This is a genomic window from Stenotrophomonas sp. 2YAF26 (genome assembly GCF_052114625.1).
Lineage (GTDB): Bacteria > Pseudomonadota > Gammaproteobacteria > Xanthomonadales > Xanthomonadaceae > Stenotrophomonas > Stenotrophomonas indicatrix.
This window is the reverse complement of record NZ_JBFRFC010000006.1, coordinates 72,799-98,830: the sequence shown is the minus strand read 5'-3', so window position 1 is coordinate 98,830 and position 26,032 is coordinate 72,799. Positions and strand designations below refer to the sequence as shown.

The following is a 26,032-nucleotide window of genomic DNA, read 5'->3' as shown; positions in this document are numbered from 1 at the left end:
CCGCTTCGCGCGTCAACCCTCATCATCCGTGAAACCATGCTGTGCACGCAGCATCGGGTCGGTCTCGATCATGAACATATGGAACAGGTGTTTATGGTCCCGCGACCAGCTCCCCTGCAACAGACGCCACGACGCCACATCTACGCGCGGCAGCTTCCGTTCCAAATAGTAGACACGGCTGCCATCGCCGGAGAAGTGTCCGTCCAGCAGCCGCCAGCGCGCGTGATCCACGCCGGGCAGAGGCTTCCCGTCGCAGTAGACGCTGCTGTCGTCAACGGCGTACAGCGGGTCCTGCGGGATTGTCTGCAGCAGGTCGCCGCGCAGGCAATGCTTCATGCGTCGGCCGCAGTACCAGCCGCCGTGATCGTCGGCACCGTAGCCGCCGCCCATACTGCGGAAAGTGGCGCAATTGGCTTCGGCCAAGGCTTTCAGCGAAGTCTCGTATTCGAAGTAGACATTGCGCTTGTCCAGCCAGTAATCGCCGCACTGGCGGAAGCTGTCGCGGTCAATCGCAGGCAGGCGGGTCCAGGCGTGGTAGACGGCGTGCGAATCGCGCGCGATGAAATAGTGCTCGGGGATGAACTCGAAACTGGCCGCGTCGGCCTTGCGCAGCAACCGACCCTGGTGGAAGACCTGGCCTTCGTGGATTCGCCAGAATTCGGTGCCGTAGGGGCCGACGAATCGCTGGTCAGGAAGTTCGCTGATCTTCTGCCATGGCATGGTATGGGGCTCCGCCAACGGTGGGGCCGTTAGTTTAATGCGGTCGGCGGGAAAGACAGCCGGGCGTGGGTTCGGCTCTACGGGTGCCAATGCACCGATGCAGACAGCAACGCCGGGCATGGCCCGGCGTTGTGTTCAAAGCAGTCGAGCATGGCTCGACTCTACACAGAGCAGATCAGTACTTACCATCAAACGCAAAAATCGGCTTGCGCTGCTTCCACGCACCGGCAGTGAAATCCGGGAACTCCAGCGTCTGGAAACTGTTGGCGATCGACTGCTCGCTCAACGGGGTAATCGCGCTCCACGTCACTGCGTCGTAGATGTCGATCGGCATCGGCGCCTTGGCCTTCAGCGCTTCCACGAACGCATGGATCACGAACCAGTCCATGCCACCATGGCCGGCGCTGGCGGCGGTGTCGGCATTCTGCTTCCACAGCGGATGTTCGTACTGGTCCTGGTACTTCTTGAACTCTTCCCACTGGTGCGGCGGGCTGCGGCCTTCGATGTGGATCGAATGGTTCACGTCCATCCACAGGCCCTTGGTGCCCTGCACGCGGAAGCCCATCGAATACGGGCGCGGCAGCGAGGTGTCGTGCTGCAGCAGGATGGTCTCGCCGTTCTCGCAGGCCAGCGTGGTGGTGACGATGTCGCCGAGCTTGAACTTCACCTTGGTGCTCGGGTGGGTGGTGCCGCCACTCTTGGCCACGGTGTATTCGTGCAGGCCACGCGCCTTGGTGGCGAACGCGTTGATGTGGGTGAAGCGGTTGCCGCGGTTGATGCCGGTATACATCGCGCACGGGCCGATGCCGTGGCTGGGGTAGAGCTCGCCATTGCGCTCCACCGAGTGTTCGGTGCGCCAGCGTGCTTCGCTCCAGCCCTTGGGGCCGAATTCCACGCCGCTGTCGTAGGGCTGGTTCGGGTCGCCGGAGTTGAACTTCACCCCGCGCAGGTCGTGCTGGTAACCGGCCTGCAGGTGCACCAGTTCGCCGAACAGACCCTGCCGCACCATCTGCAGGGCCGCCATCACGTCACGGCGGTAACAGACGTTCTCCAGCAGCATGTACGGGGTGCCGGTGCTCAGCTGGGTCTTCAGCACATCCCAGTGATCCTGCAGGGTGATGCCGGCCACCACTTCGCAGCCCACGGCCACGCCGGCCTGCATCGCGGCAATCGCCATCGGTGCGTGGTACTCCCACGGCGTGGCAATGATCACGCCATCGATGCCCTTCTGCTCCAGCAGGCGCTTCCATGCGTTGATGTCGCGGTCCTGGCCGTAGGTCTTCGGCGCGGGCTTATCCGCCTTGCTGACCATCTCCACGGCGCGGGCGAGCATGATCGGCTCGATATCGCACAGGGCAACGACCTCCACGTCGTCGCGGCGCACCAGTTCCTTCAGCAGCACCAGGCCACGCATGCCGGTACCGATCACGGCCAGGCGTACCTTGCGGCCACGTGCCCATGCCGGGGTCTGCGGCAGCAGGCTGCTGGCGGCGACAGCGGCGCTGGCCGCGATGAATTCCCTACGCTTCATGGCAAACACTCTCCTCTTGAAGGCGCGCCAGCCTGGGCCGGCGCGCCTGGTCACGCAAACGGAATTACTTGAACCGGTAGCCGATGGTCACACTGTAACCACGACCGAAGATGGTGGCGTAGTCACTGGAGTCACCCAGGAAGCTGTTGGGATCGTAGAACGGCAGGCGGTTGAACAGGTTCTTGACGGTGAAGCTCAGGTTCCACGCATCATCCGGGCGCCAGGTGACGCTCATGTTGGCGGTCCACCACGACGGTGCACCATCGCACTTGCTCTCCTGCAGGGCCAGGTAGCCGCCGGTGCAGGTTTCCTTGTTGTTGCTCACTTCGTCGACCTGGTCGGTCGCCCACTTGGTGCCGCCCACATAGTTGACGAACATGCTGGTGGTGACCTGCTTGTAGGTCCAGTCGGCATTCAGCGTCGCACGCAGGCGCGGGTTGTTGTAGTAGCCCACCACGTCGCCGTAGTACCAGCCGTTCTGTTCATCCATGTAGAAGCGGTTGCGGTTGGCGATGGTGGCGGCCAGGCCGATGTTCAGGCCGCCCCACTCACCCAGCGAGAAACGGCTGCGCGCATCGATGTCGAATCCATCGATCAGGGTCTTGCCGCGGTTCTTGTACTGGCCCACCACGCTGGCCACATTGCCGGCCGAGTAGCCCGGCAGCGTTCCCGGGCAGCTCACACCGCTTGCCGGGTCGGCGCACATCGCCGCCAGCTGCGCCAGGTTGGCGCGGTCGCTGTCGGTGATCGGCGAGCGCGACGAGGAAATGATGTCTTCGGCGCGGCGGTAGTCCGGAGCAACGATTTCGTTGTCGCGGTAGATGAACCAGTAATCGGCCGACACCGACAGCCAGCTGGCCGGCTCGTAGACGAAGCCCAGCGTGGCGATCTTCGCCTTCTCCGGCTTCAGGTTCTGGTTCGGCTGGGTCATGCGGGCCACGGTGCGGCTGCAGTCCACGTTGAGCAGGCTCTTGCCCAGGTCAACATCGCCGCCGCGCTGCGATTTCAGCAGCAGGTTGGCGATGGCGTTGGTCTCGGCGCAGCGCAGTTCATCACGGAAGCCGCCCAGCTGCGCGTACACGCCGCCGTTGCCGGACTCGGCCAGGCTGGGGGCGCGGAAGCCGGTGGAATAGGTGCCGCGCAGCATCAGCTGGTCGAAGGCCTGGTACTTGAAACCGATCTTCGGCGCGACGTTGGCGCTGAAGTTCGGGTACTTGTCCACACGCACGGCGGCATCCAGCTCCAGCTTCTCGGTGATCGGCGCCACCGTTTCAGCGAACAACGCATAGGTATTGCGCGCGCCATCGAACCACGAGCCACCCTGCTGGGTGATCAGGCCGGCGGCCGCGTCGGCGTTGCCGGGGGTGTAGAAGGTTTCGCGGCTGGCGTTGAAGCCGAATGCCGCACGCATTTCACCGGCCGGCAGCTGGAACAGCGGGCCTTCGATCTTGCCGTCCAGGGTGTGCAGGCGCGTCCACGACTGGATGTCGAAGGTCGGGAAGGCGCCGCGGATCAGTGCGGCGTTGGCCTCGCTGATCTCACCGAACTTGTACGCAGGATGATCGGAGATGATCACACGGCCCGTGCCCGGGTCGATGCTGTAAGGACCGAATGCCTTCTCGAAGCCCTTCACGTTGACGTTGATCGTCTGGTAGGTGGTCGAGTGCGTGCCGGCGGTGGCGAACGCGGTTTCCCAGTTCCAGTCACCGATGTTGCCACGCGCGCCGGTCAGCACGCGGTAGCTCTTGTCGGTGTTGCGCTGGCCGAAGTAGTTGGCGCCGGCATCCTGCAGCAGGTACTGCAGGCCGACCACGCCACCCATCATGGCCTTCAGCTCGGGGCTGGCGTGGTTGTACTCGTTGTTCGGGCCCAGGAACGGATACAGGAACTGGTTGACGTTGTTGCCGGTATCGCGCGAGAACCAGCTGGTCGGGTTGCCGGTGGTGGTGCCGTAGCTGCGCGGGGTACCGCCGTTGGCACGCAGGTCGATATCGGTATAGGTGGCCTCGGCGAAGATCTCGGTGCTGTCGCCCACCAGGAAGGTGCCGTTGAGGTAGGCGGTGTTGCGCTCGGATTTGGCGCCCGCGTCGATCTCGTTGTTCATCCAGGTTTCCCAGACGCAACGGGGGCCGGCCGCTTCACTGGTCAGCACGTTCTTGCAGCCGGGCGCGGCTTCCTGCACGCGGCGGCCGGTCACCGGATCGAACGCGAAATAGCTGCCCGGGTTGAACTCACCCGGCTTGCTGCCCACGCCCAGGCGCAGATTGTTCAGGTAGTTGGGATTGTTGACGTAGTACTGGTCCGGGCGCTTGTCATAGAAGTCGGCCAGCGGAATCGCGTCGCGGCGGTACATGTTCACCGCGCCGTAGATGTTGAAGCGGTTCTCGGTGAGGTCACCGAAGCCGGCGGTGATGCTGGCCTGGCGCTCGCCGTAGGAATCGATGCGCGAGGAGGTGTCGTTGGTGAAGCTGATCTCCGCGCCCTGGAAGTTGCGCTTGGTGATCACGTTGATCACGCCGGCCACCGCGTCGGTGCCGTACACGGCCGAGGCGCCGTCGGTCAGCACTTCCATGCGTTCGATGGCGGCGGCGGGAATCGCATCGATGTTGACGAACTGGGTCTGGAAACCCGCCGGCGCGCCGTAGTACGACAGGCGACGGCCATTCAGCAGCACCAGCGTGCCCTGTGCGCCGAGGCCGCGCAGGTTGGCCTGCGAAGCGCCGTCGGAGCCGGTGAACAGCGAGCGCGAATCCTGCTGCGCTGGCCGGGCCGCCGGCAGGTTGTCGAGCACCTGCAGCAGCGTGCGCGCACCCATGTTCTGGATGTCCTGCTTGCTGATCACCTGCACCGGCGAGGCGGTTTCAACGTCGGTGCGGCGGATGTTGGAACCGGTGACCTCGATGCGGGCCAGGTCGGTGGCCTTGTCCTTGCTCTCCTGGGCGAAGGCAGGAACGGCGACCGACAACAGCACGCCGGCGATGGCCAGCGACAACGGTGCGATCGAACGACAGGGGGGGCGGTGGTGGCGGGCGGGCAACATCGGGGTTCTCTCCTGGCAGGGGTGCGGCGCGAATGGTGGATCAGCGGGCAAAACGCTCCCGGGCCACGGCCCCCACAGTCGTGGTGAAGCCGTAGTCGGAATGGGCGGGGGAGGAGCGGTGTTACGTGGCGGTCATGGGGCGACGATGCTGGCGGAGTCGCCCTCCTGGCCGATCAGCACGGCGTTGGCCCAGTTGGCGCAGACCTGGGCGGGTTGGCTGCCCTGCGCACCCAGCGTGCGCAGGCTCAGGGTGGAAAGGCCACGGATGTCCAGCTCCGGCTTGACCACGCCGGGCGCCTTCACCAGTCCGCTGTCGTACAGCAGGTGGTTGTCACCCCAGACCTGGAACTGCAGGCCACCGGCCGTGCGGCAGGCGTCGTCGATGCCGAGGTCGGCACGCAGCAGGCGCCAACCACCCTGCAGGCGCAGGTCGATGCGGCTGTTGGCGGCCACGCCAAGGCCACGGCGGAACTGCAGGCCGTTCATGCGCATGCCGGCGTCACCGCTGAACGCCTTGTCGGCGTGCACATGGCTGGCCAGCGCGGCCGGCACCGGCAGCTCGGAGAGATAGCGCTGCCGGGCCGGTCGCTCCGGTTCCTGGTGTTCGAGGATGTGGAAGGTGGACAGCGCAATCGGGCCGACGTCGCGCGGTTGCAGCGCGTCGAAGGCACGCGCACTGCCCTGTGCAGCGGTCACCATCGGATCGGTGCTGGAGGCACCGTCACCTTCGGGGTTCTGCACGCTCAACACGCGGAAGCGCAGCAGGCGGCCGGCGTGGGCCGGGAAGTCGATGCGCTGCGTGCCTTCCTTCAGCAGCAGGTGGCCGCGGGCAATCGGTTCACCCCACTCGCCGTTGCTGTCGCCCAGGTACACCTCGTAGTCGCGCACCTGGCCGTGCTTCCAGTTCTTGTCGTTGCGCGGCGCGATGTCGATGCCATCGATCATCTTCCGTTCGCCGAAACCGATCACCCACTCGTGGGCACCGGTACGCACGGCCTGGTTGCGCACGCTGCGGAACCAGGTGGCCGGATCATCATCGAAGGCATTTTCCAGCGCATGGCCGGGTTCTTCGGCCGGGCGGTTGACCACCAGCAGGCTGTCGGCCGGCAGTTCGCGGCCCAGCACCGGTGCGGCCGGATAGGCATCGTCGGCGGCCGCTGCGGCGACGGCGAAGTCCAGCTGCAGCTGCAGCGGCTGGCGGATGTCCTGCGCCGCAGTGCGTACATGCAGGGTGCCGCGACGCTCCTTGGCATCGAAGTACCAACCCTCGCTGGCGCTGTTGAATGCGGTCGCGTCGGCCAGCGCCGGCAGCGCGCGGCCAGCGGCCTGCACCGCACGCGGCGCCTGTCGGCTGAGCACGCGCAGGCCATAGCGGCGCTGTGCCAGCTGGCCGTTGTACTGGCCCTGTACCGCATCGATCTGCACCTGCACCGGGCCACTGCCCTGTGCCGGCGCCTGCACACTGATCCGCTGCGTGCTCGATTCACCCTGCTGGTAGCGGCGGGTGTTGCCGTCATCTTCGTACAGCGTGTACTGCGAATCACCCTGCGGGTACAGGTCGAAGGTCACTTCATCGAGCGGTTTCTCGCCGTCGAACAGCATCGACGGGTACATCGGCAGGATCGCACCGGCGCGCACGAACACCGGCAGGGTGGCCAGGTCCACCTGGCGGTCCAGCTGGCGGCCATCGGCGGCGGCCTGCACGCGGCGGCCATCCCAGTAGTCGATCCAGCCGCCGGCGGGCAGGTGGATGTCGCGGCGCCAACCACGGCTGGCGGCCTGGCTGCGGTACACCGGTGCAACCAGCAGGTCGCGGCCGAGCAGGAACTGGTACTTGTAGGTTTCATCCTGCGCGTGCGGATCGCGCGGGTTGTCCCACATCAGGCCACGCACCGGCGGTGCACCGGTCTGTGCGGCCTCATGCACCAGCCCATACATGTACGGGGTCAGGCGCATCTTCAACTTCAGGTAATCGCGGTTGATGCTGCGGTAGGGCTCGTCGTACCACCACGGGTGCTTGCGCGCATTCGACGACCAGCCGCTCATGCCCATCAGCACCGGGGTGAACGCCTTCCACTGCAGGTCGCGGGTGAAGGTCTCGGCGCTGCCGCCGAAGATCGCGTCCACATCGCCGCTGGCGTAGGCCATGCCGGACAGGCCCGAACCCACCAGGGTCGGCACATGCCAGCGGATGTAGTCCCAGCTGCTGCTCTGGTCGCCGGTCCAGGCCACGGCATAGCGCTGGATGCCGGCCCAGCCCATCACCGTCCACAGGAACGGGCGCGAATCGGAATTGTCGAGGATGCCGTTGAATGCCTGGCGGTTGGCATCCATCGCGAACTGGTAGCCCTTGCCGGTCCAGGCCACGTCCAGTTTCTGCACGCGGCTGCCGGCCTTGCCTACTTCCCAGGCGATCTTGTCGACGCCGTTTTCGGTCCACAGGCCGGTGCGGAAACCGTATCCGGCCAGGCCCTTCACCGTCTCCGGCAGCTGCTTGTAGCCGCAGCCATAGCCATCGTTGGGCAGGATCCAGCCGCCGGGCATGTCATTGGCGCGGTACTGCTTGGCTACGCTGTCGATCACATCGGGGGTGGTGCCGGTCGGGCCGTCGCTCCAGCCTTCGGGCACGGTGCCGGGCTTCTTGCTGTTGTCGCCGTCGTTGTAGCAATCGGCATCGCCGTAGGACAGCGCCCAGCGCGCGACCATGTTCGGGCGACCGGTCAGCTGGGTGTAGCGCTCGATCAGTTTCGGCAGATCGGCGCCAACGAAGTAGTAGGCATCGAAGCGGTCCTCGCGATGCAGCAGGGTGGCCTGGTCGCTCTGGCGCAGGTCGTAGCTGCCGTCGCTCCATGTGTTGCGCAGCATGCCCCAGCCACGGCTGCTCAGCAGCATCGGTGCCGGGCTCGGGCGATCCCCCTCTTCCCACCCACCGGAGTACGAGACTTCCAGTTCGCGGCCCTTGAACTGGTAGCGGCCGTTCTGCTGGCCACCACCGTAATAGCCTTCATCGGCCTGCGAGGACAGCACCTGCACGCTCTGCGCGGCATCCAGGTCCAACGGCTGCAGTTCCTGCCACAGCGCGCTGGGCTGGCCGTTGTCCAGGCGTTCCAGGCGCAGGCGCAGCGGCTGCCGTTGCACATGCAGTACCAGTGCGTCGGTGCGCACGCGGATTTCCTGCGCGTCTTCTTCCAGCTGCGCCTGCACGTTCGCCTTGGGCTGCGGCAGCACGATCGGCGCGGCCTTGTCGCCGGCACCGGTCAGCTTGCCATTGCGGCCGGCCTGCACGCGGATGATGTCGGTGGCCGGCAGTTCGATGCGGATGCGCGTGCCGTTGTCGGTCTGCAGGTCCCAACCACTCACGCCGTCGGTGCTGGCACTGGCACTGACCGAGCGAAGGTTGCCGACCGGTGCGGCCTGGGCCGACAGGGACGCCGACAGCAATGCCGGCAACAGGGCCAGCAGCAGTGGCGAACGACGAACGCAGATTTCCACACGGACTCCCAACCCGTTCACCGGGCGTTTCGAAAGCGGTTGGGCCGACTCTAGGGCAGCGATTCGAAAGATGTCAACAAATTGAAAGGAAAAAGGAAGATATATTTACATGAAACGAAAGTTGGTGCGCTGCAATACTTTGTGTAAGCGCTTGCAACCCCCTGTTAAGCATTGTGCGATACGGCATCTGGCGGTTTCTTTCGTTTCCAGCAGCCTGCCGCGCCGGGAAAGTAGTTGCCTCAATATCTTTCTTTTTACTTTCGGTATTTGACATTTCGAAAGAAAACACAGATGGTGCGGTGGCCCAACTGGAACCTCCGAATGGACGTCACCCTGCTTTCCGATGTGTCCGCCTGGCAGCGCCGCGGCGGAGCCGATACCGCTACCGAAATCGCCCAGCAGCCGGCGCTGTGGGAAGCCCTTGCACAGGATCTGTCGCGTGCCCGCGACCGCCTGCAGGCCTTCCTCGGCGACAGCCTCAATGACCCGAACCAGCGTGTGCTGTTCACCGGCGCCGGCAGTTCCGGCTTCATCGCCGAAATGGTGGCCGATGCGATCAACGCGCAGTGGCCGGCCGAGGTGCGCGTGGTGCACACCACCAGCCTGCTCACCCATCCGGCGCTGTACCTGCAGCGCGACCGTCCGACCCTGCTGGTGTCATTCGGCCGCAGCGGCTCCAGCCCCGAAAGCGTTGCCGCCGTCAACCGCGTGCGCAGCGACGTCGACGATGTGCGCTTTCTGGACATCACCTGCAATGCCGATGGCGAACTGGCCCGTCGCGGCGCCGGCCGTGCCGACACCTGCACCCTGCTGATGCCGTCGGCCAGCTGCGACCGCGCCTTCGCCATGACCAGCAGCCTGACCTGCATGCTGCTGGCCGCGCTGACCGTGTTCGACCGTTCGCCGTGGGATGCGCGCATCGCGCGCCTGAAGCAGATTGCTGGTCTCGCCCGCGAAGGCCAGGCGCAGTGGGATGCACCAGTGGCCGCGCTGGCGCAGCGCCCGTTCAACCGGGTGATCTACCTTGGCAGCGGCCCGCTGGAAGCGCTCGCACGCGAAGCCGCTTTGAAGGTGCTGGAGCTGACCGCCGGCCGCGTGCTGGCGCTGGCCAACACCCCGCTCGGCTTCCGCCACGGCCCGAAATCCACGCTGGACGGCACCACCCTGGTGGTCGTGCTGCGCAGCGGGCAGCCGCTGGCGCGCCGCTATGAACAGGATCTGCTGGAAGAACTGCGCCGCGATGGCGTGGCCGGGCAGGTGCTGTCGATCGGTCCGCATTCGGATATCGGTGCCGACGATGACTACACCCTCACCGTGCCTGCCCTGGATGACCCGTGGCTGGCGCCGGTGTGGCTGGGCTTTGCGCAGCTGTACGCGCTGCAGCGTTCGGCCGCACTCGGCCTGACCCCCGACAATCCGTTCCCGGACGGCACCGTCAACCGCGTGGTCAAGGGTGTCACCATCCACCATGGCTGAGCTGATCGCCAACGCCTGCTACGGCATCGACATCGGCGGCACCAAGATCGAGCTGGTGGTGTGCGATGCGGCGATGCAGGTCACCTGGCGCCGCCGCGTGGCTACCCCGCAGGGCGACTACGACGGCTTCCTGCAGGCGGTGGTGACATTGGTTGCTGAAGCCGATGCTGCGCTGGGTCGCAGCGATGCGGCCATCGGCATCGCCCTGCCCGGCGTGCGTGATCGTCGCAACGGCCGCCAGCTCAGCGCCAATGTGCCTGCGCTGACCGGTCAATGCGTGGCGGCTGATCTGCAGGCACGCCTGCAGCGCCCGCTGCATTTCGGCAACGACCTGCAGTGTTTTGCGCTCTCTGAAGCGCACGGTGGCGCCGCCGATGGCTACCCCAGCATGTTCGGCGCCATCCTCGGCACCGGTGCCGGTGGCGGCTTCTGCCTGCAGGGGCGCCTGCTGTCCGGCTTCAACGGCCTGGCCGGCGAATGGGGCCATTGGAGTGTGCCGGGCCACCTGCTGCAGCGCCATGGACTGCCGCTCATCGACTGCGCCTGTGGCCTGCAAGGCTGCGTGGAGCGCTACGTGTCCGGTAGTGGCCTGGCGATGATCGAGCGTCACCTCGGTGGCAGCGCTGCCGATGCCAGCGTGGTGGTCGCCCTGGCCGAGGCCGGCGATACGCGCGCACGGCAGGCGCTGGACATCCATCGCGACCTGCTCGGCCACAGCCTGGCCGCACTGGTGCTGGCACTGGACCCGCACGTGATCGTGCTCGGTGGCGGCCTGTCCCAGTACGCACCGCTGTACCAGCTGTTGCCGGCGGCCATCGCCGCGCATCTGTTCAACGGCGTGCAGGTGCCGCCCATCGTGCCGCCGCGCTTCGGCGATGCCGGTGGTGCACGCGGTGCCGCCCTGCTGGCCTGCCAACCCTCGTTTTCCTGATGTCCGGAGCTTGACCATGTCCCCGTTGCAGACCCTGCTTGCCTCCCACCGCGCCGGCCACAACGTCGGCCTGTACAGCGTCTGCTGCAGCAACGAACAGGTGCTGCGTGCGGCCATGCACGTGGCGTTGGCGCACGATACCGTGCTGCTGATCGAAGCTACCTCCAACCAGGTCGACCAGTTCGGCGGCTACACCGGCATGACCCCGCCGCAGTACCGCGACTACGTCGGCACCCTGGCCGATGAGGAAAGCTTCCCGCGCGAGCGCTTGATCCTCGGCGGTGACCACCTTGGCCCGAACGCCTGGCAGAAGCGCCCGGCCGCCGAAGCGATGACCCATGCGCGCGTGCTGATCGAGGCCTACGTCGCCGCTGGTTTCCACAAGATCCACCTGGACTGCAGCATGTCCTGCGCCGATGACCCGGTGCCGCTGCCCGATGCCATCGTTGCTGCACGTTCGGCCGAGCTGGCCGAGATCGCCGAGCGCACCGCCGCCGAGCACGGCCTGCCGCCGCCGGTCTATGTCATCGGCACCGAAGTGCCGATTCCCGGTGGCGAAGCCTCGCTGGCCGGTGGCCTGCAGGTGACCACCCCGGCCGCCGCTGCGCAGACCCTGGCCATCCACCGGCAGGCCTTCGATACCCCGCTGCTGCGCGATGCATGGCAGCGTGTGCTGGCCATGGTGGTGCAGCCGGGCGTGGACTTCGACCACAGCAGCGTGCACGAGTACGACGCGGCCGCCGCCAGCGAGCTGGCCGACTTCCTCGAACAGCAGCCGCGCATCGTGTTCGAAGCGCATTCGACCGACTACCAGCGCGAAAGCGGCCTGCATGCCCTGGTGCGCGACCATTTCGCCATCCTCAAGGTCGGCCCCGCGGCCACCTTCGCCTATCGCGAAGCGCTGTTCGCACTCGCTGCCATCGAAGCCGAGCTGCTGCCGGCCGCGCAGTGCTCGCGCCTGCCGCAGGTGCTGGACGAGGTGATGGTGGCGCAGCCGAAGTCCTGGCAGTCGTACTACCAGGGCGACGAAGCGACGCTGCGCCTGCTGCGCAGCTATTCCTTCAGCGACCGCTGCCGCTACTACTGGGGCGAGCCGGCGCTGGTGCAGGCCGTGCAGACCCTGTTCGCCAACCTGGAACAGCACGCGCCGCCGCTGGTGCTGCTCAGCCAGTACCTGCCGGAGCAGTACCGCGCCGTGCGCGAGGGCACCCTGGCCAATGCGCCTACCGCGCTGGTGCAGCATCGCATCGGCCTGTGCCTGGGCGAATACGCCCGCGCCTGCAGCGCCAACCAGGCTGGAACCCGCAAGCACAACGAAAGTTCGGCTGCCGCCGATCTTGCGAACGGCTAATCTCTACCTTTCCCCGCGAAACCGAGAATGGCCATGCGCAACACCCGCTCCCGCCGGCAACAGATCCTGCAGCTGCTGATCGAGCACGGCTCGGTGCAGGTGGCCGATCTGGTCGAGCGCTTCGGCGTGTCGGCCGTGACCATCCGTGCCGACCTGACCCACTTCGAATCGCAGGGGCTGGCCACGCGTACCCACGGCGGTGCCACCCTGGTGCGTACACCGCCGCAGGAACAGGACATCCACGAAAAGGATGCGCTGAACCTGCCGCTGAAAGACTCCATCGGTACGGCGGCCGCGCGCCTGGTGCAGGCCGGTGACAACATCATCATCGACTCCGGCTCCACCACGATGACCCTGGCCCGCCATCTGCGCGAACACCGCGATGTGACGGTGATGACCAACGGCCTGAACATCGCCTGGGAACTGGCCAACGCCGCCGGCATCACCGTGCTGCTGACCGGCGGACTGCTGCGCCAGCAATCGCTGTCGCTGCAGGGCAGCCAGGCCGAAGCCAGCCTCAACTCCTACAGTTTCGACACGCTGTTCCTGGGCGTGGATGGCCTGGACCTGCAGTTCGGCCTGACCACCCACGACGAAGCCGAAGCCCGCCTCAACCACCGCATGGTCGAACGCGCGCGGCGCATCGTGGTGCTCACCGACGCCTCCAAGTTCGGTCGCGTCAGCCTGCACCGCATCGCCCGCCTCGATCAGATCCACGCCATCATCACCGACGCCGGCATCGACGAGGCAACCCGCGAAGGGCTGCAGCGGCTGGGCATCGAAGTGATCATCGCCGAGCCCCCCGCATGACCGACACCCGCTCCCTGCACGGCCGCATCCTCACCCCGTTGGGCTGGCGTCGCGGCCAGGTCCAGTTCGATTCACACGTGCGCCAGCTGCAGGTAGACGACCACAGCGGCGGCGATGACCCGCAGCTGCCGGTGATCCTGCCCGGCTTCATCGACCTGCACGTGCATGGCGCGGCCGGCGTCGACCTGATGCAGGGCGGCGACGTGACCCGCACCATCGCCCGCACCCATGCGCGGTTTGGTACCACCACGCTGCTGGCGACCACCATGACCGCTGGCCTGGACGAGATCGAATACGCGCTGCAGGGCGTTGCGGCAACGATGGCAGCGCCCGATGCCGATGCCGCCTGCATCGCCGGTGTGCACCTGGAAGGCCCCTTCATCAGCCCGCAGCGGCTGGGCGCACAACCCAATCGTACGATCGAGGCGACGATGGCGCTGGTGCGGCAGCTGCACGCGCTGGCACCGATCCGGGTGATGACGCTGGCGCCGGAGATCGGCGAGCACACCGCACTGATTCCCGCGCTGTCCGCACTCGACATCCGCGTGCAGCTCGGCCACAGTGCCGGCACCTACGAGGAAGGCGTGGCCGCATTGCAGGCCGGCGCTTCCGGCTTCACCCATCTGTTCAACGGCATGACCGGCGTCGACCACTACCGGCCGGGCATCGCCGCCGCTGCCCTGGCGCATGCGCAGTACGCCGAGATCATTCCCGACCTGCAGCACATCCACCCCGGCGTGATCCGTCTGGCCGCACGCGCGATTCCGCGCCTGTATGCGGTGACCGACGCGACCGCCGCCACCGGCATGCCCGATGGCGAGTACGCGCTGGGCGAGCAGCGCGTACACAAGTGCGGCGGCTGCGTGCGCCTGGCCACCGGCTCGCTGGCCGGCAGCGCGCTGACCATGGATCAGGCGCTGCGCAACCTGGTGCAGGTGGGTCTGGATCTGGCTGACGCATCGCAGCGCGTGTCCACCTTCCCGGCCGATTACCTGGGCTTGGGCGATCGCGGCCGCATTGCGCCCGACGTCCGCGCCGACTTGGTGGTGCTGGATGCGGAACTGCGCCTGCAGCAGGTCGTGGTCGGTGGCCGCGTGATCGATTTGAACTGACGCACCCGATGCGGCCTGGATGCCGCGCAGGCTCCCTGTAGAGCCGAGCCATGCTCGGCTCACCGCGCGAGGCGCGGCACGGGGTACCTCGATATCGGAACGGAAAGCAGCCGAGCATGGCTCGGCTCTACAGAAAGCACTCCGCCCCTTGGGAACCTGTCGATGACTGCAAGCACCGCCCCGCGCTGGCCCGTACGTTACCTGCTCTTCATCGGCGGCCTCGGTGGCCTGCTGTACGGCATCGACATCGGCATCATCGCCGGTGCCCTGCCCTATCTTGAAGCCACCGCCAGCCACGCCTGGCAGCTCAGCAGCCAGCAGCTCGGTTTTGTCGTCGCCGCGGTGCTGCTGGGCAGCGTGCTGTCCTCGCTGTTCGCCGGCATGATCGCCGACCTCATCGGCCGCCGTGGCGCGATGCTGCTGGCCGGCGTGCTGTTCACCGCCAGCATCCCGATCATGGCACTGGCCTCGGGTTACACCCCGCTGCTGCTGGGGCGCCTGCTGCAGGGTGTCAGCGGCGGCCTGATCGGCGTGGTCATTCCCCTGTACCTGGCCGAAGTGCTCAGCCCGGAACGACGCGGCCGCGGCGCGGCGATGTTCCAGCTGCTGCTGACCGTCGGCCTGGTGCTGGCCGCGTTGATCGGCCTGTACCACGCCCATGCCGTGGACGCTGCCGCAGAGTCGGTGCGCTCGCTGCCGGTCGCGCAGCAGGCGCAGGAGCTGTTCACGGTGAAGGACCACGCCTGGCGCACCATCTTCTGGACCTGCCTGGCACCGGGCCTGCTGTTCTGCGCCGGCATCTTCTGGCTGTCCGAATCACCGCGCTGGCTGGTGCGTCGTGGCCGCATCGATGATGCGCGCCGCAGCCTGCAGCGCGTGCTGCCCGCTGCCGACGTCGAGCCCACCCTGGCGCAGATCCAGGCTCCGGAATCGAGCAGCAGCAGCGGCAAGCGTGACCCGCTGTTCAGCCGCCGCTACGTGGTGCCGTTCGTGTTGGCCTGCGTGGTGCTGGCCTGCACCCAGGCCACCGGCATCAACTCGGTGCTGGCCTATGCGGTGAACATCCTCAACCAGGCAGGCCTGTCCGGCTCGGTGGCCAACGGCGCCGACGTGGCGATCAAACTGCTCAACGCGGTGATGACCGTCGCCGCGCTGCTGCTGGTCGACCGCAAGGGTCGCAAGTTCCTGCTGATGCTGGGCAGCGGTGGCATCTGCGTGGCCCTGCTGGCCGCAGCAACGCTGTTCTTCCAGGCCGAACGGGGCCGCGCCGACGTGCAGCCGCACCTGCAGGCCGCAGTAAGCGGCGATGGCCTGCAACTGGTACTGGATGACGCGCAGTGGCAGCGGCTTGCCGGTGGCGTCGACCGCGAGGGCCGGCCGCTGCAGCTGACCGTGTCCTACGCCTATGGCGACTTCACCAACGTGCGCGCGCTGCGCAGCGACAACCTGACCGACCGCGAGCTGCGCATCGAGCGCGCCGGCACCGTGCAACCGGACAGCGTCATCGGCGCGTTCTTCCGCACGTTGCACCTCAATCCGTTCGCCGACCCGGCCAGTGCCGCGCAGGCACCGCTGCGCATCGAGCAAGCCCGTATCGGCCCGATTCCGCCGCCCGCGCATGGCTGGGCCGTCGCTGCCTGCATCCTGGTATTCGTGGCGTTCTTCGCAGTTGGCCCAGGCGTGTGCGTGTGGCTGGCGCTGTCCGAGCTGATGCCCAACCGCATCCGCTCCAACGGCATGAGCATCGCGCTGCTGATCAACCAGTTCGTGTCCACCACCATTGCCGCCATCTTCCTGCCGACGGTGGGGCACTACGGCTACGCCAGCATGTTCCTGTTCTGGGCGGGCTGCACGTTCGTGTTCTTCCTGGTGGCCGCATTCTGGCTGCCGGAAACCAAGGGGCGCTCGCTGGAAGAGATCGAAGCCGGGTTTGCAGGAAAGCAGCGCTGATTCAGCGCTGCTGTGGCGGCGCAGGGCCGCCGTGCACGATGTAGCGCGCCATGTCGTGCACTTCGGCCACGCTCATGTTGGTACCGGCCACCTGCATGGACTCGCCAAAAGGGCCCGCTATGGTGGCCACGGACAGCACGTGGTCATCGACGGTAAGCGCCACCTGCTTGCCCACCAGGGCCTCGGTCGCGTGCAGCAACCGGCCGGCGGACTCCTTGCGGAACGTCAGTTCCAGTACGGGCTGGTGCGCGGCGTCCAACGCCGCTCGCACGTCGACGATATCGGCACTGGTGAGCATCGGCGGCGCTTTCACGGCGATGCTGCGCCCTTGCCACTGCAGGGTAGCGCGACCATCGGGATCGACCTCACGCATCTGCACCTGCACCCCCTCCCGCGGCGGATGCCGTGTCTCAGCCGGAAGCACCCGGTTGCAGCCCGCCAGCAGCAACACCGCGAGGCCACCACCGAGCAGCGCCCATCTGCTCCAGCCCCGCATCAACGCAGCTTCCTCAGCTTGAACGCCACCAGCACCTGCAGCACGCCGTACAGCAGGCTGCCGATGCCGATCCACAGTGTGGTTACCGCCACGCCGGCATACGGATTGGCTGCGAACAGCAGGCCCAGCACGATGGCCAGCACGCCGCTGAGGATCAGCAGCCACTCACCCTGAATCTGCCTGCGCACGCGGATGGCGAAGACGATGCGGTAGATGCCCGCCACCAGCAGCCATGCCGCCAGGAACAGCACCAGCACGCTGGCGGTGGCCAGCGGATTGATCACGGCCAGGATGCCAAAGCCCAGCGAGGCGACCACGTACAGCAGCAACCAGCCGCGCGAGGCGCCGCTGGCACCGGTGATCAGCGCCAGCAGGCTGATGACGCCCTCGACGATGGCCATTACACCCAGCGTCCAGGCCAGCGCGATGGCCGCCGACATCGGCCAGCCGATCGCGATGATGCCGAAGCCCAGCGCGACCAGACCGTACAGCAGCAGGATCCACCAGCTGCGTCCAACGGCCGACAACAGGGGAGACAAGGGGGAATTCATGACCACTCCTTCGATCCGGGTTCGTGGCCATCCTAGCCTTTGCGGATGAAAGGGGCGATCACGGAACGCGAGCGCAGACCCACGCCCGCACGTCTTCAGACCCCACCAACCGCAACGTCTCTGCAATTTCCAGCACGGTACTGCCGGTGGTCATCACGTCGTCGACGATGGTCAGCCGCGCCGGTACAGCACCGCGCACATCGAAGGCGTCGAACAGGTTGTCGCGGCGCTGCTCGGCGCTGCGTTCGGACTGCGGCGCGGTGTGGCGGCGGCGGTACAGCCCGCGCCATGTCGGCAACTGCAGCAGGCGACACAGTTCGGCGGCCTGGTCATAGCCACGCTGACGCAGTCGCTTGCGGTGCAGTGGCACGGGTACCAGCGGCGCGCACGACCACGGTGGCGGGTTGCGCAGCATCAACTGCGCAAGCAGGCGTCCTGCAGCCAGGTCCTGGTGGAATTTGTAGCGGACCAGCAGCTGATCGACCGGCGGCAGGTACAACAGGCTCGCATGGGTCGCGGTCTGCGGTGGCGGCTCGTCGCGGCAGGTTCCACAGATGGGCAGGGCTGCATCCGGTAGCGGCAGCGCGCAGCGAAGGCAGGCGCGACCCGCCCACGGCATCTCGGCAAGGCAGGCGGGACAGAGATCGAGGGCGTCATGGCCGCGCTCGCTGCAGACCAGGCAGCGCAGGGGCAGCAGCAGGTGAAAGGCAGCCTGTAATGATTCACCCAGGACAGAAGGCAGTGGGAAGCGCATGCCGTAGCATCGCCCTGCAAGCGCAGCCTGCCCATCGGTGAAGGGGCTGCATGCATGTCAGTACAGGGAGCGTTGGCCGATGGGGGCTGCACCTTGCCAGGCCGTAGATCTGCATCGCACCTGCTACCACGCGCCTCCATCCACATACGGCCGGAACTGCAGAACCATCACTGGCCGATCCTGCGCCAGCTATCATCAGGATAGGCACAGTTGCCCTGGATGGATCTCTACCGCATGGACGGACTGACGCTGGTCAAAGCAAATGCGCAGGACGCAGATGTGGTCTTCAGATTGATGCAGCTGTACTACTTCGAAGCCTCTGCCTGGAGTGGTGAAGATATCCTTGCCGATGGTCTTTACGACTGCGCACTTGCCGATGTCCAGGCCCGCCTGCACGAAGAACCGGAGTGGACCCGTCTGCTCTGGCTCGATGGCCTTTTGTGTGGATTCGTCCAGGTGGATGACGTCGAGTTCCAGGGAAGGCGACTGCCAGAGTTGGCGGATCTGTTCATCCTTCCAAAGCATCGCGGCAAAAGCATCGCATCTGCGGTGGTTGCAGACCTTGTGCGGCCAACAACGGGGGAATGGTTGCTGGCCACATTCCGCAAGGATCATGCGGCGCACGCATTCTGGGAGCGGAATCTTGCAAAGATGGGTATGGCATGCAGCGTCCCAACCGGGTCAGAAGGAACAGACTTCCGCTTGTTCCTGATCAGGTCGAAATGACGAACAGGCGCGCCAGCGCGATCGGCGGTGCATGCGATTCGCCCCTGCAAGTGTCCACCTTGCCTCGCGTTCGACCAGAAAGCCGACCTTCGCCCCTTAGCGCATCCCGCAGGTCGCGCCGACACATTGCCCGTTCTCCATGAACCGCACCTGCGAGTGTCCCGGTTCCCCGGTAGGCGCCGGCACCCCGGGCGCCACGAAGAACGTGGCCGCGTGCGCGCCATACAACCCTGCTGGGATGGCGAAGGCTTTCAGCACGGTATAGCTACGGAAGGGCGTGCCCTGCTCCCGCTCGGCATTGGCGCCTTCGATGCGCGGGATGTCCGCTGCACCCCCGTTGCGTCGGCCGGCAGCCTCCCAGGCACGCAGGTCGGCCACCGTCGCCGGGCGCAGGATCCCGCTGCGCACCGCTGCATCAATTCCGGCTTGCCCTGCTGGCGGTGCGCCCTTCATCTGGAATTCGGCCACTGGCTTGGCCGTGGCATCAGTCACCAATTGCGCCCCGGGCGGCAACGCGCCGATGACCGCGCGGCCGTCGCGTGCCGCGTAGGCCACGTCAACCGGGCGACCGAACACCTCGCGGGCCAACGGGTTGAGCTTGTTCGAGCCCTCTCCTCCCACATAGGCATAACTGCAGGGGCCACGATCCTCGTAGGAGCTGATCAGCACCGGCAGGCCAGCAGGCAGGCCGGTCAGCCGCTGCCGGTGGTAGCCGGTCACCAGCACCGCCGCAATCTGCGTACCGCGCGTCCAACCGACACTCCACACGGTGGGTTCGTAAGCGCCCAGCAACAGCACCACAGGCGCATTGGGTTCGTGCACGGCCACCTGGATGGTCGTGGCCTGGTGGCCGCTCTGGTCGATCTGGAAATCGGCTTTCTTACCGCCGTAGGCCCCCGCCGCGTAGACCTTCGCATCGGCCGGGAGCACCAGGCCGTCGATCCGGCAAGTGCTCGGCGGCGTATCCACCGTCACCGGAGCGTCGAACGGGAAGGGCTGTGTGGCCGCATCGGAATGCACGATCACGGGCGCTACCTGGATGGGGCCCGCCGGCTTCGCGTCTGCAGCGCCAGGTGCGTGGGCTCCCTGGCCCGTTGATGCCTGCACATTCGGCTCGGACAGTGTTGGCTCGGTGCACCCAGCCAACAGCACCATCCCGGCGACCGCGACGTACAGTCTGGTGCCGGTAATGACGTTGCGTTTCATGTTGTGATCCTTCATTTCGAGGAATCGGGCGCTGATCGGGAACAGCTCGCCTCATGCAGCCGCCGGTCCTTGGCGGGCTATTTCAGGAACGGCTGAACATCGACAATCCGCACGTCGTGCATCTGCTCGAGATACGCATCCAGATACGCCTTGTGTGAGGCGCCGACAATCACCAGCGTACGCATTCCCGGGGTCGGTCCCATCAGGTCGCGGATGTTCGCCGCCATGCGCAGGTTGCGCGTCTCCCACGAGGTGACGTAAAGGCGACCGTAGCCCTGCGGAGACGGCTCCTCCAACGCGGCACCGTAGTCGCTTTCGAAGGCGACCGATGCCACATCCGGTGCGTTGTAGCGGCGATACAGTGCCAGTGCCTTCTCCGGCGCATCAACCTGCGCTTCCAAGTCGCCGAACATTGTCCTCCGCTGTTTGGACGCCGGGTTGTCCCAGGCCTTCCTGACCGCAGCTGCATAGGCCTTGGGATCGGGACCATACTGATCGGAGCTGTGGTCATCCATCGGCCACAACCGCTCGTGGCCAAGACGGACAGCGAGGGCTGCGGCGATGAGCGTGTTTTCATTGCGGTTGACGCGCAGCGCTTCCAGCGCCGCAACCAGGTCCTGGTCCAGGCCGTCGCCTGCCTGCCGATCCGCTTCGGGGAGGCGCAGCCATTGCACCAATGCCGAATCGCGTTCGCCGGCGGCCAGGAAGGTAGCGGCAAGCCTGCGCCGTTGCGCGGCCGTGGGTTGTACGGGCCAGGTCGCCAGCATCGTCTCTGCCGCCGCGTTCGCCGCCGGCACATCAAGTCCGGTTGCCTTCTCCGCCGCCGAAACATCGGGGCAGTAGTCCTTCACCGTATATCGGTAGCGGGAAGGGTATCGACGCAGCAGGTCGCACTGCTGGCCCGACACCGCCTCGATCGCGATGGCCTTCGGCTGCCACGCTGCGAGCCGGTCGATCAGGGTGCCCAGCGATGAGGGATCGAAGGTCTTCGGCAGTACCGCCAGATGCGCGCTGCCGAGCACCATCACTTCGTTTGGCACCCCGTGCTGCGGCCCTTTGTGGGCGCGAGGGTCAAAGGTCTGCGCCTGCGCCATTCCTGCAAGCATCGATCCCGCCAGCAGCGAGCCGATCAGTGCACGTCGCCCCCACATCCCCTGCATCATTCCCTGTTGCATATGGCTCGCCGTTGAAGCGCTTGTCCAGCGCATAGCGGCGCAGATTCGATCGCCGTAGGTCCTTTGTCAACAGTCCTTGTTCTGTGCTCCCGCAAGACTACGCTCGGTCGAATGGCGCCCTTGATGGGATCCCGCAGGGAGCGGACTCACGCACGCGCGAGAGCGATCCATCGGTAGCCTACGTAGAGGGCCCCTGCGGCCACCGGAAGCAGGCTTGTCCAGAGTGGCAGGCCGAGTACGAAGAACATGAGCGCGGTGACGGCGAGTGTGAGAATCGACAATCCGATTACCCGGATGTCGAACAGCGCGACGTCCGCTGCATCCTTTCCCACGGCGTTCTTCGGCCGGTTCCTGCCGGCGCGCTGCCGACGCAGCAGCCATATATCGGAGACGAAGCTGGCTATCCCTTCCAACAGATCACCGATGAAGCCAGACATGGACGATCCCTGACGGCTGGAGTGAAGGGGTAGATCTTCATGGCGCGCGCGTTGGTGCGTCAAGCGATCGATCACAGGGCCCGGGGAGCCGGTCCAGCTTGATGCATCCTGGCACCGGCTGCTTGACAGCCGGCTGCTTGACAGGCTGCCGGGATGTCCGGACCCTTCGCGGCATGACAATCGACGTCGAACACCTGAGCCTGCGCGAACTGAACGCCCTTGTGACTGCTGCCGAGCAGCGGAGGGCGCTGGTTGCCAGCCGCCGCCCCGTGGCCGTTGTCCGTCGCAAGCTGATCGCCTTCGCCGCGCAGTGCGGCTACACGATTGAAGAGCTGATCGGGGGCGCGCCCGCCGAGGCCGCTGCACCGGTCCGCAAACCTGCCACACGGCGCAAGGCAGGCAAGGTAGCGGCCAAGTACCGCGACCCGGACAACAAGCGCAATACGTGGTCGGGCCGCGGCCGGATGCCGCGCTGGCTTGCCGAGAAGACCAAGCATGGCCGCAGCCCTGCCGATTTCCTGATTCCCGGGCTGGGCCGGTCCGACGTTCGAAAGTCCAGCGCGATCGGGCAGAGAACCGTCTTCAAGCAGAGCTGACCCGTGGGTGCTCGGCGCACGGAGCGGACGATCGCCGTGGCACCAACGCGTACATTTCCAGGTCGGGCGGTGCAGGCAGCTCTATCGCATCGTAGCGACGGCCGTGGCCTGCAACTCCATCCAGCCGCTCACTCCTCGCCCAGGGCCACCGGCAGCGGCACCTTGCGGATCAACTTGAGCGCGCGTCCTTCCAGCACGTAGAAGAAGGCGAAGTTGCCGGTCCTAGCATAGTTGTCGTCGAACTCCCCGCCCTCGGCCACTACCAGCGCGCTGTGCGGATCGACCTTGACCACCATCGGGCCAAGCTCTCCGCCCAGCGATGGGGTGGCCAGCTTGCCGGTGCGCTTGCTGACGAAGGTCATCGAAACACAACTGGTTCCGCATCCCCATCCCACCAGCGTGTACTCGCCGGCAAAGCCGACCTCTCCGTCCTTCAGGGCTGCTGACAGGCGTGTCCTGAACATGCGGGCGCGCGGATCGCTGAGGTCCAGCGATGCGGCCGGCCCGCTATGGATCTTTGTTACGGGGTAGTCAGCGAACCTGGGATTGCCGCCTTCACCATTGAAGATCGCCTCGCGGATTCGCGCGTTTTCTGCGACCTGTGCGGCAGTCGGACCAATGGAACTTGCAGCATCCGTGGCATCCGGGGCGCTTGCCTGCATCGCCTGCACCTGCGTCACTGAGCAAAGGGCCAGTCCTGCGCCGGCCATGGCCAGCAGGACGACCAGCGATGTGCGACTTCTGGACATGCTCATCTCCTCAAGACGCCTTATCGCTCTGCACATGCTTCGGCGGCAAGCGAGCAGATCTGCACGACAGCTGCGACCTGCGGTGTCTTTCCCGCGTGCCCGCAATCCTGCAACCAGATCAATGCGTGCTGCCCCACCTTCAGATCGGTTTCATCGATGCCGCCGCCATAGACGGTCCACAAGCCGGTGCCGTCGTTGACGATGGTGCGGTGAACCGCGCCTGCGCGGGTCTGGACCGTCAGCTGGCGATCGCGGACCTTCACGATCGTTCCCGTCACCGAGGGCGGCGAGGGAGCGATGTCACCGCCGTCGGCGACCGGCAGCACGCACTGCGTCGCCGCAATGGTAACGACGGGAACGGTGGTCAGCATCAGGGCTGTGGCAATCGCCGTCGCCTGCAGCGCGTTCGCCGCCACGGCCTTCAGTACCGCAATCAATGGGTTGTTCATGGCAATCCTTTGCGTGAGCGCCCAGTCTAACCCTCGCTCGCACTGTAAACTTATATGAAATTAAAACAGTTGACAGTGCACTACGACCCACCCAGACTGCGCCCTCGCTCCAGCCCTTCCAAGGTCCCGCCATGGCAACCGCCATCCGCCACGACTGGCACCACGACGAACTGCAGGCGCTGTTCGACCTGCCTTTCCCGGAACTGCTGTTCCGCGCCGCCGCGGTCCACCGCGAGCACTTCGACCCGGCCCAGGTGCAGGTCTCCACGCTGCTGTCGGTGAAGACCGGTGGCTGCCCGGAAGACTGCGCGTACTGCCCGCAGGCGCAGCGCTACAGCACCGGGGTCAACGCGCAGAAGCTGATGGACACCGACGCGGTGCTGGCCAAGGCACGCCAGGCAAAAGCTGCCGGGGCCTCGCGTTTCTGCATGGGTGCGGCGTGGCGTTCGCCGAAGGACCGTGACATTCCGAAGGTGGCGGCGATGATCGCCGGAGTGAAGGCACTGGGCCTGGAAACCTGCGCCACGCTGGGCATGCTCAGTGGCGAGCAGGCGCGCGCGTTGAAGGACGCCGGCCTGGACTACTACAACCACAACCTCGACACCGCGCCGGACTACTACGACTCGATCATCCACACCCGGCAGTACCAGGATCGCCTGGATACGTTGGAGCACGTGCGCGATGCGGGGCTGAAAACCTGCTGCGGCGGCATCGTCGGTATGGGCGAAACGCGCGCGCAGCGCGTCGGCTTGCTGCTGGCACTGGCCACGTTGCCGGCACATCCCGATTCGGTGCCGATCAACAAGCTGGTGCAGGTCGCTGGCACGCCGCTGCATGGCAGTGCCGAGCTGGACCCGTTCGAGTTCGTACGCATGATCGCCGTGGCACGCATTGCCATGCCGCGTTCGATGGTGCGGCTGTCGGCCGGCCGCGAGGCGATGAGCGACGAACTGCAGGCGCTGTGCTTCCTGGCCGGCGCCAACTCCATCTTCTATGGCGACAAGCTGCTGACCACCGGCAACCCGGAAAGCGAGCGCGACATGGCCCTGTTCGCACGGTTGGGCCTGCAGCCGATGGCGGTGCAGGTGGACGCCGACGGTCACGACCATGGCGGCACCGTGCATGCCGATATCAGCGCCGATGCCCCCGGCTGCGGCTGCGCCCACGCGGCCTGAGCCGGCGGCCAAGCAGGCGTCGCGGCAACGCGCTACCCTAGCCGCCCCGTCGCCGCATCCAGCCGCCATGGCACGCCCCGACCTGACCGCCCGCCTCCAAGCCCAGCGCGCGTTGCGCGATGCACAAGGCCGTCGCCGCCCACGGCGCACGGTCACCCGTCGTGATGGTGTGCGCCTGGAAGTCGATGGGCGCTGGCTGACCGGCTTCTGCAGCAACGATTACCTGGGCCTGGCCCAGCAGTTCAGCGTGGTCAACGCACTGCAGGATGCCGCCGCGCGCGAAGGTGCTGGCGCCGGTGCTTCGCACCTGGTCTGCGGCCACCACGCACTGCATGACGCATTGGAACGCGAAGTGGCCGAGTGGCTCGGTTACCCGCGTGCGCTGCTGTTCGGCAGTGGCTTCGCCGCCAACCTGGCCGTGCAGCAGGCGCTGCTGAGCGAAGAAAATGATGTCTGCGTGCAGGACAAGCTCAACCACGCCAGCCTGCTCGATGCCACGCGGCTGGCTGGCGCGCGCCTGCGCCGCTACCCGCATCTGGATGCGGAAGGTGCGATGCGCCAGCTCAAGCATGCGCCTGATGGCGCGGCGATGCTGGCCACCGACGGTGTCTTCAGCATGGATGGCGATATCGCGCCGCTGCGTGCGCTGTCGCTGGTCGCGCGCCTGCAGCAGGCGTTGTTCTACGTGGACGATGCGCATGGCGTGGGCGTGCTCGGCGATGGCCGTGGCGCGGTCGCCACCGCCGGCCTGGGCGTGGACGATGTGCCGCTGCAGCTGGTCACCCTGGGCAAGGCGCTCGGCGGTTCCGGCGCGCTGGTGCTCGGCCGCGAGGACCTGATCGAGCACCTGGCCGAAACCGCACGCCCCTACATCTACACCACCGCCATGGCGCCGGCGCTGGCGGCGTCCGCACTGGAAGCGGTACGCCTGGCCCGCCGCGATCATTGGCGCCGGGCGAAGCTGGCCGATCTGATTGCCCTGTTCCGCAGCGAAGCGCGACGTCATGGGCTGGATCTGATGGCATCGGAAACGCCGATCCAGCCGCTGTTGTGTGGCGACGACCACACTGCCATGGCGATGTCGCAGGCGCTGGAACAGGCCGGCTGGCTGGTCGGTGCGATCCGCCCGCCGACCGTGCCGGAGGGCAAGGCGCGCCTGCGCGTCACCTTGTCCGCGCTGCACACCACCGAGCAGGTACGCGGCCTGGTCGAAGCCATCGCCATTGCACGCGACCGCGTGGCCTTTGCCGCGCGTGAAGTGCTGCCGCCGTCGTTGCCGGCGCTGGCCTGAGTGATCGTGTAGTT

General features: G+C 66.4%; 22 protein-coding genes. 10 read left to right on the top strand and 12 right to left on the bottom strand.

Going from position 1 to position 26,032, the window contains the following annotated elements:
• Positions 1 to 12: 12 nt before the first annotated feature.
• The 4 genes from AB4Y98_RS08635 to AB4Y98_RS08620 form a co-directional block, all read right to left on the bottom strand.
• On the bottom strand, positions 13 to 720 hold the full coding sequence (locus AB4Y98_RS08635) for a DKNYY domain-containing protein (protein ID WP_033832464.1): 708 nt from the start codon (positions 718 to 720) through the stop codon (positions 13 to 15).
• Between the two features lie 175 nt (positions 721 to 895).
• On the bottom strand, positions 896 to 2,251 hold the full coding sequence (locus AB4Y98_RS08630; RefSeq protein ID WP_442244162.1) for a Gfo/Idh/MocA family protein: 1,356 nt from the start codon (positions 2,249 to 2,251) through the stop codon (positions 896 to 898).
• 64 nt (positions 2,252 to 2,315) lie between these two features.
• Positions 2,316 to 5,291, bottom strand: a complete 2,976-nt coding sequence (locus tag AB4Y98_RS08625) for a TonB-dependent receptor domain-containing protein (protein WP_442244161.1) — start codon at positions 5,289 to 5,291, stop codon at positions 2,316 to 2,318.
• A 132-nt stretch (positions 5,292 to 5,423) separates the two neighbouring features.
• A complete protein-coding gene (locus AB4Y98_RS08620) occupies positions 5,424 to 8,783 on the bottom strand; it encodes a TIM-barrel domain-containing protein (RefSeq protein ID WP_442244197.1) in 3,360 nt (1,119 codons plus the stop codon).
• A 321-nt stretch (positions 8,784 to 9,104) separates the two neighbouring features.
• Here AB4Y98_RS08620 and AB4Y98_RS08615 point away from each other — a divergent pair, with 321 nt between their 5' ends.
• From AB4Y98_RS08615 to AB4Y98_RS08590, 6 genes are all read left to right on the top strand, one after another.
• Complete coding sequence (locus AB4Y98_RS08615) at positions 9,105 to 10,259, top strand: SIS domain-containing protein (RefSeq protein WP_442244160.1); 1,155 nt, start codon at positions 9,105 to 9,107, stop codon at positions 10,257 to 10,259.
• Complete coding sequence (locus AB4Y98_RS08610) at positions 10,252 to 11,190, top strand: ROK family protein (RefSeq protein WP_428703702.1); 939 nt, start codon at positions 10,252 to 10,254, stop codon at positions 11,188 to 11,190. The genes AB4Y98_RS08615 and AB4Y98_RS08610 overlap by 8 nt, the downstream gene beginning before the upstream one ends.
• A 16-nt stretch (positions 11,191 to 11,206) precedes the next feature.
• Complete coding sequence (locus tag AB4Y98_RS08605; protein WP_442244159.1) at positions 11,207 to 12,541, top strand: D-tagatose-bisphosphate aldolase, class II, non-catalytic subunit; 1,335 nt, start codon at positions 11,207 to 11,209, stop codon at positions 12,539 to 12,541.
• A 33-nt stretch (positions 12,542 to 12,574) separates the two neighbouring features.
• Positions 12,575 to 13,351, top strand: a complete 777-nt coding sequence (locus AB4Y98_RS08600; RefSeq protein WP_312704570.1) for a DeoR family transcriptional regulator — start codon at positions 12,575 to 12,577, stop codon at positions 13,349 to 13,351.
• A complete protein-coding gene (locus tag AB4Y98_RS08595; RefSeq protein ID WP_442244158.1) occupies positions 13,348 to 14,463 on the top strand; it encodes an N-acetylglucosamine-6-phosphate deacetylase in 1,116 nt (371 codons plus the stop codon). The genes AB4Y98_RS08600 and AB4Y98_RS08595 overlap by 4 nt, the downstream gene beginning before the upstream one ends.
• A 162-nt stretch (positions 14,464 to 14,625) precedes the next feature.
• Entirely contained in the window at positions 14,626 to 16,413 is a 1,788-nt protein-coding gene (locus tag AB4Y98_RS08590; protein ID WP_442244157.1) for an MFS transporter, read from the top strand.
• Between the two features lies 1 nt (position 16,414).
• Here AB4Y98_RS08590 and AB4Y98_RS08585 read toward each other — a convergent pair whose 3' ends face one another.
• The 3 genes from AB4Y98_RS08585 to AB4Y98_RS08575 all read right to left on the bottom strand — a co-directional run bounded on the left by AB4Y98_RS08585 (position 16,415) and on the right by AB4Y98_RS08575 (position 18,214).
• Positions 16,415 to 16,786, bottom strand: a complete 372-nt coding sequence (locus tag AB4Y98_RS08585) for a SecDF P1 head subdomain-containing protein (protein WP_263929013.1) — start codon at positions 16,784 to 16,786, stop codon at positions 16,415 to 16,417.
• Positions 16,787 to 16,908: 122 nt separating this feature from the next.
• Entirely contained in the window at positions 16,909 to 17,460 is a 552-nt protein-coding gene (locus AB4Y98_RS08580; RefSeq protein ID WP_089237595.1) for an HdeD family acid-resistance protein, read from the bottom strand.
• Between the two features lie 58 nt (positions 17,461 to 17,518).
• Positions 17,519 to 18,214 carry a ComF family protein gene (locus AB4Y98_RS08575; protein WP_442244156.1) on the bottom strand — a complete coding sequence of 232 codons (696 nt, stop codon included), beginning with the start codon at positions 18,212 to 18,214 and terminating at the stop codon, positions 17,519 to 17,521.
• A gap of 234 nt (positions 18,215 to 18,448) precedes the next feature.
• Here AB4Y98_RS08575 and AB4Y98_RS08570 point away from each other — a divergent pair, with 234 nt between their 5' ends.
• The gene (locus AB4Y98_RS08570; protein WP_442244155.1) at positions 18,449 to 18,940 is read left to right on the top strand and encodes a GNAT family N-acetyltransferase; all 492 of its coding nucleotides are present in this window, start codon (positions 18,449 to 18,451) and stop codon (positions 18,938 to 18,940) included.
• Positions 18,941 to 19,036: 96 nt separating this feature from the next.
• On the opposite strand, the gene AB4Y98_RS08565 is transcribed toward AB4Y98_RS08570, so the two are convergent.
• The 3 genes from AB4Y98_RS08565 to AB4Y98_RS08555 all read right to left on the bottom strand — a co-directional run bounded on the left by AB4Y98_RS08565 (position 19,037) and on the right by AB4Y98_RS08555 (position 21,758).
• Entirely contained in the window at positions 19,037 to 20,146 is a 1,110-nt protein-coding gene (locus AB4Y98_RS08565) for a hypothetical protein (protein ID WP_442244154.1), read from the bottom strand.
• Between the two features lie 77 nt (positions 20,147 to 20,223).
• Positions 20,224 to 21,309, bottom strand: a complete 1,086-nt coding sequence (locus tag AB4Y98_RS08560; protein WP_442244153.1) for a DUF5694 domain-containing protein — start codon at positions 21,307 to 21,309, stop codon at positions 20,224 to 20,226.
• A 158-nt stretch (positions 21,310 to 21,467) separates the two neighbouring features.
• Positions 21,468 to 21,758: a hypothetical protein gene (locus tag AB4Y98_RS08555; RefSeq protein ID WP_223497051.1), complete on the bottom strand. Its 291-nt coding sequence runs from the start codon at positions 21,756 to 21,758 to the stop codon at positions 21,468 to 21,470.
• A 173-nt stretch (positions 21,759 to 21,931) separates the two neighbouring features.
• Between AB4Y98_RS08555 and AB4Y98_RS08550 the strand changes: the two genes are divergently transcribed.
• Positions 21,932 to 22,354: an H-NS histone family protein gene (locus tag AB4Y98_RS08550; protein ID WP_336022393.1), complete on the top strand. Its 423-nt coding sequence runs from the start codon at positions 21,932 to 21,934 to the stop codon at positions 22,352 to 22,354.
• Between the two features lie 128 nt (positions 22,355 to 22,482).
• Here AB4Y98_RS08550 and AB4Y98_RS08545 read toward each other — a convergent pair whose 3' ends face one another.
• Positions 22,483 to 23,103 carry a hypothetical protein gene (locus AB4Y98_RS08545; RefSeq protein WP_336022396.1) on the bottom strand — a complete coding sequence of 207 codons (621 nt, stop codon included), beginning with the start codon at positions 23,101 to 23,103 and terminating at the stop codon, positions 22,483 to 22,485.
• Positions 23,104 to 23,123: 20 nt separating this feature from the next.
• Positions 23,124 to 23,552, bottom strand: coding sequence for a hypothetical protein (locus tag AB4Y98_RS08540; RefSeq protein ID WP_394196713.1), 429 nt, complete (start codon positions 23,550 to 23,552; stop codon positions 23,124 to 23,126).
• A 131-nt stretch (positions 23,553 to 23,683) separates the two neighbouring features.
• Between AB4Y98_RS08540 and bioB the strand changes: the two genes are divergently transcribed.
• Together bioB and bioF are read left to right on the top strand one after the other, a co-directional pair.
• A complete protein-coding gene (gene bioB / locus AB4Y98_RS08535; protein WP_442244152.1) occupies positions 23,684 to 24,727 on the top strand; it encodes a biotin synthase BioB in 1,044 nt (347 codons plus the stop codon).
• Positions 24,728 to 24,794: 67 nt separating this feature from the next.
• The gene (bioF, locus tag AB4Y98_RS08530) at positions 24,795 to 26,018 is read left to right on the top strand and encodes an 8-amino-7-oxononanoate synthase (protein WP_442244151.1); all 1,224 of its coding nucleotides are present in this window, start codon (positions 24,795 to 24,797) and stop codon (positions 26,016 to 26,018) included.
• The last annotated feature ends 14 nt before the right edge of the window (positions 26,019 to 26,032 follow it).

Bases quoted from the DNA above. Each gene is read 5' to 3' on its own strand.
- AB4Y98_RS08635 (WP_033832464.1), bottom strand. From the start codon at position 720: ATGCCATGGCAGAAGATCAGCGAACTTCCTGACCAGCGATTCGTCGGC.
- AB4Y98_RS08630 (WP_442244162.1), bottom strand. From the start codon at position 2,251: ATGAAGCGTAGGGAATTCATCGCGGCCAGCGCCGCTGTCGCCGCCAGC.
- AB4Y98_RS08625 (WP_442244161.1), bottom strand. From the start codon at position 5,291: ATGTTGCCCGCCCGCCACCACCGCCCCCCCTGTCGTTCGATCGCACCG.
- AB4Y98_RS08615 (WP_442244160.1), top strand. From the start codon at position 9,105: ATGGACGTCACCCTGCTTTCCGATGTGTCCGCCTGGCAGCGCCGCGGC.
- AB4Y98_RS08610 (WP_428703702.1), top strand. From the start codon at position 10,252: ATGGCTGAGCTGATCGCCAACGCCTGCTACGGCATCGACATCGGCGGC.
- AB4Y98_RS08605 (WP_442244159.1), top strand. From the start codon at position 11,207: ATGTCCCCGTTGCAGACCCTGCTTGCCTCCCACCGCGCCGGCCACAAC.
- AB4Y98_RS08600 (WP_312704570.1), top strand. From the start codon at position 12,575: ATGCGCAACACCCGCTCCCGCCGGCAACAGATCCTGCAGCTGCTGATC.
- AB4Y98_RS08595 (WP_442244158.1), top strand. From the start codon at position 13,348: ATGACCGACACCCGCTCCCTGCACGGCCGCATCCTCACCCCGTTGGGC.
- AB4Y98_RS08590 (WP_442244157.1), top strand. From the start codon at position 14,626: ATGACTGCAAGCACCGCCCCGCGCTGGCCCGTACGTTACCTGCTCTTC.
- AB4Y98_RS08585 (WP_263929013.1), bottom strand. From the start codon at position 16,786: ATGCGTGAGGTCGATCCCGATGGTCGCGCTACCCTGCAGTGGCAAGGG.
- AB4Y98_RS08580 (WP_089237595.1), bottom strand. From the start codon at position 17,460: ATGAATTCCCCCTTGTCTCCCCTGTTGTCGGCCGTTGGACGCAGCTGG.
- AB4Y98_RS08575 (WP_442244156.1), bottom strand. From the start codon at position 18,214: ATGCGCTTCCCACTGCCTTCTGTCCTGGGTGAATCATTACAGGCTGCC.
- AB4Y98_RS08570 (WP_442244155.1), top strand. From the start codon at position 18,449: ATGGACGGACTGACGCTGGTCAAAGCAAATGCGCAGGACGCAGATGTG.
- AB4Y98_RS08565 (WP_442244154.1), bottom strand. From the start codon at position 20,146: ATGAAACGCAACGTCATTACCGGCACCAGACTGTACGTCGCGGTCGCC.
- AB4Y98_RS08560 (WP_442244153.1), bottom strand. From the start codon at position 21,309: ATGATGCAGGGGATGTGGGGGCGACGTGCACTGATCGGCTCGCTGCTG.
- AB4Y98_RS08555 (WP_223497051.1), bottom strand. From the start codon at position 21,758: ATGTCTGGCTTCATCGGTGATCTGTTGGAAGGGATAGCCAGCTTCGTC.
- AB4Y98_RS08550 (WP_336022393.1), top strand. From the start codon at position 21,932: ATGACAATCGACGTCGAACACCTGAGCCTGCGCGAACTGAACGCCCTT.
- AB4Y98_RS08545 (WP_336022396.1), bottom strand. From the start codon at position 23,103: ATGTCCAGAAGTCGCACATCGCTGGTCGTCCTGCTGGCCATGGCCGGC.
- AB4Y98_RS08540 (WP_394196713.1), bottom strand. From the start codon at position 23,552: ATGAACAACCCATTGATTGCGGTACTGAAGGCCGTGGCGGCGAACGCG.
- bioB (WP_442244152.1), top strand. From the start codon at position 23,684: ATGGCAACCGCCATCCGCCACGACTGGCACCACGACGAACTGCAGGCG.
- bioF (WP_442244151.1), top strand. From the start codon at position 24,795: ATGGCACGCCCCGACCTGACCGCCCGCCTCCAAGCCCAGCGCGCGTTG.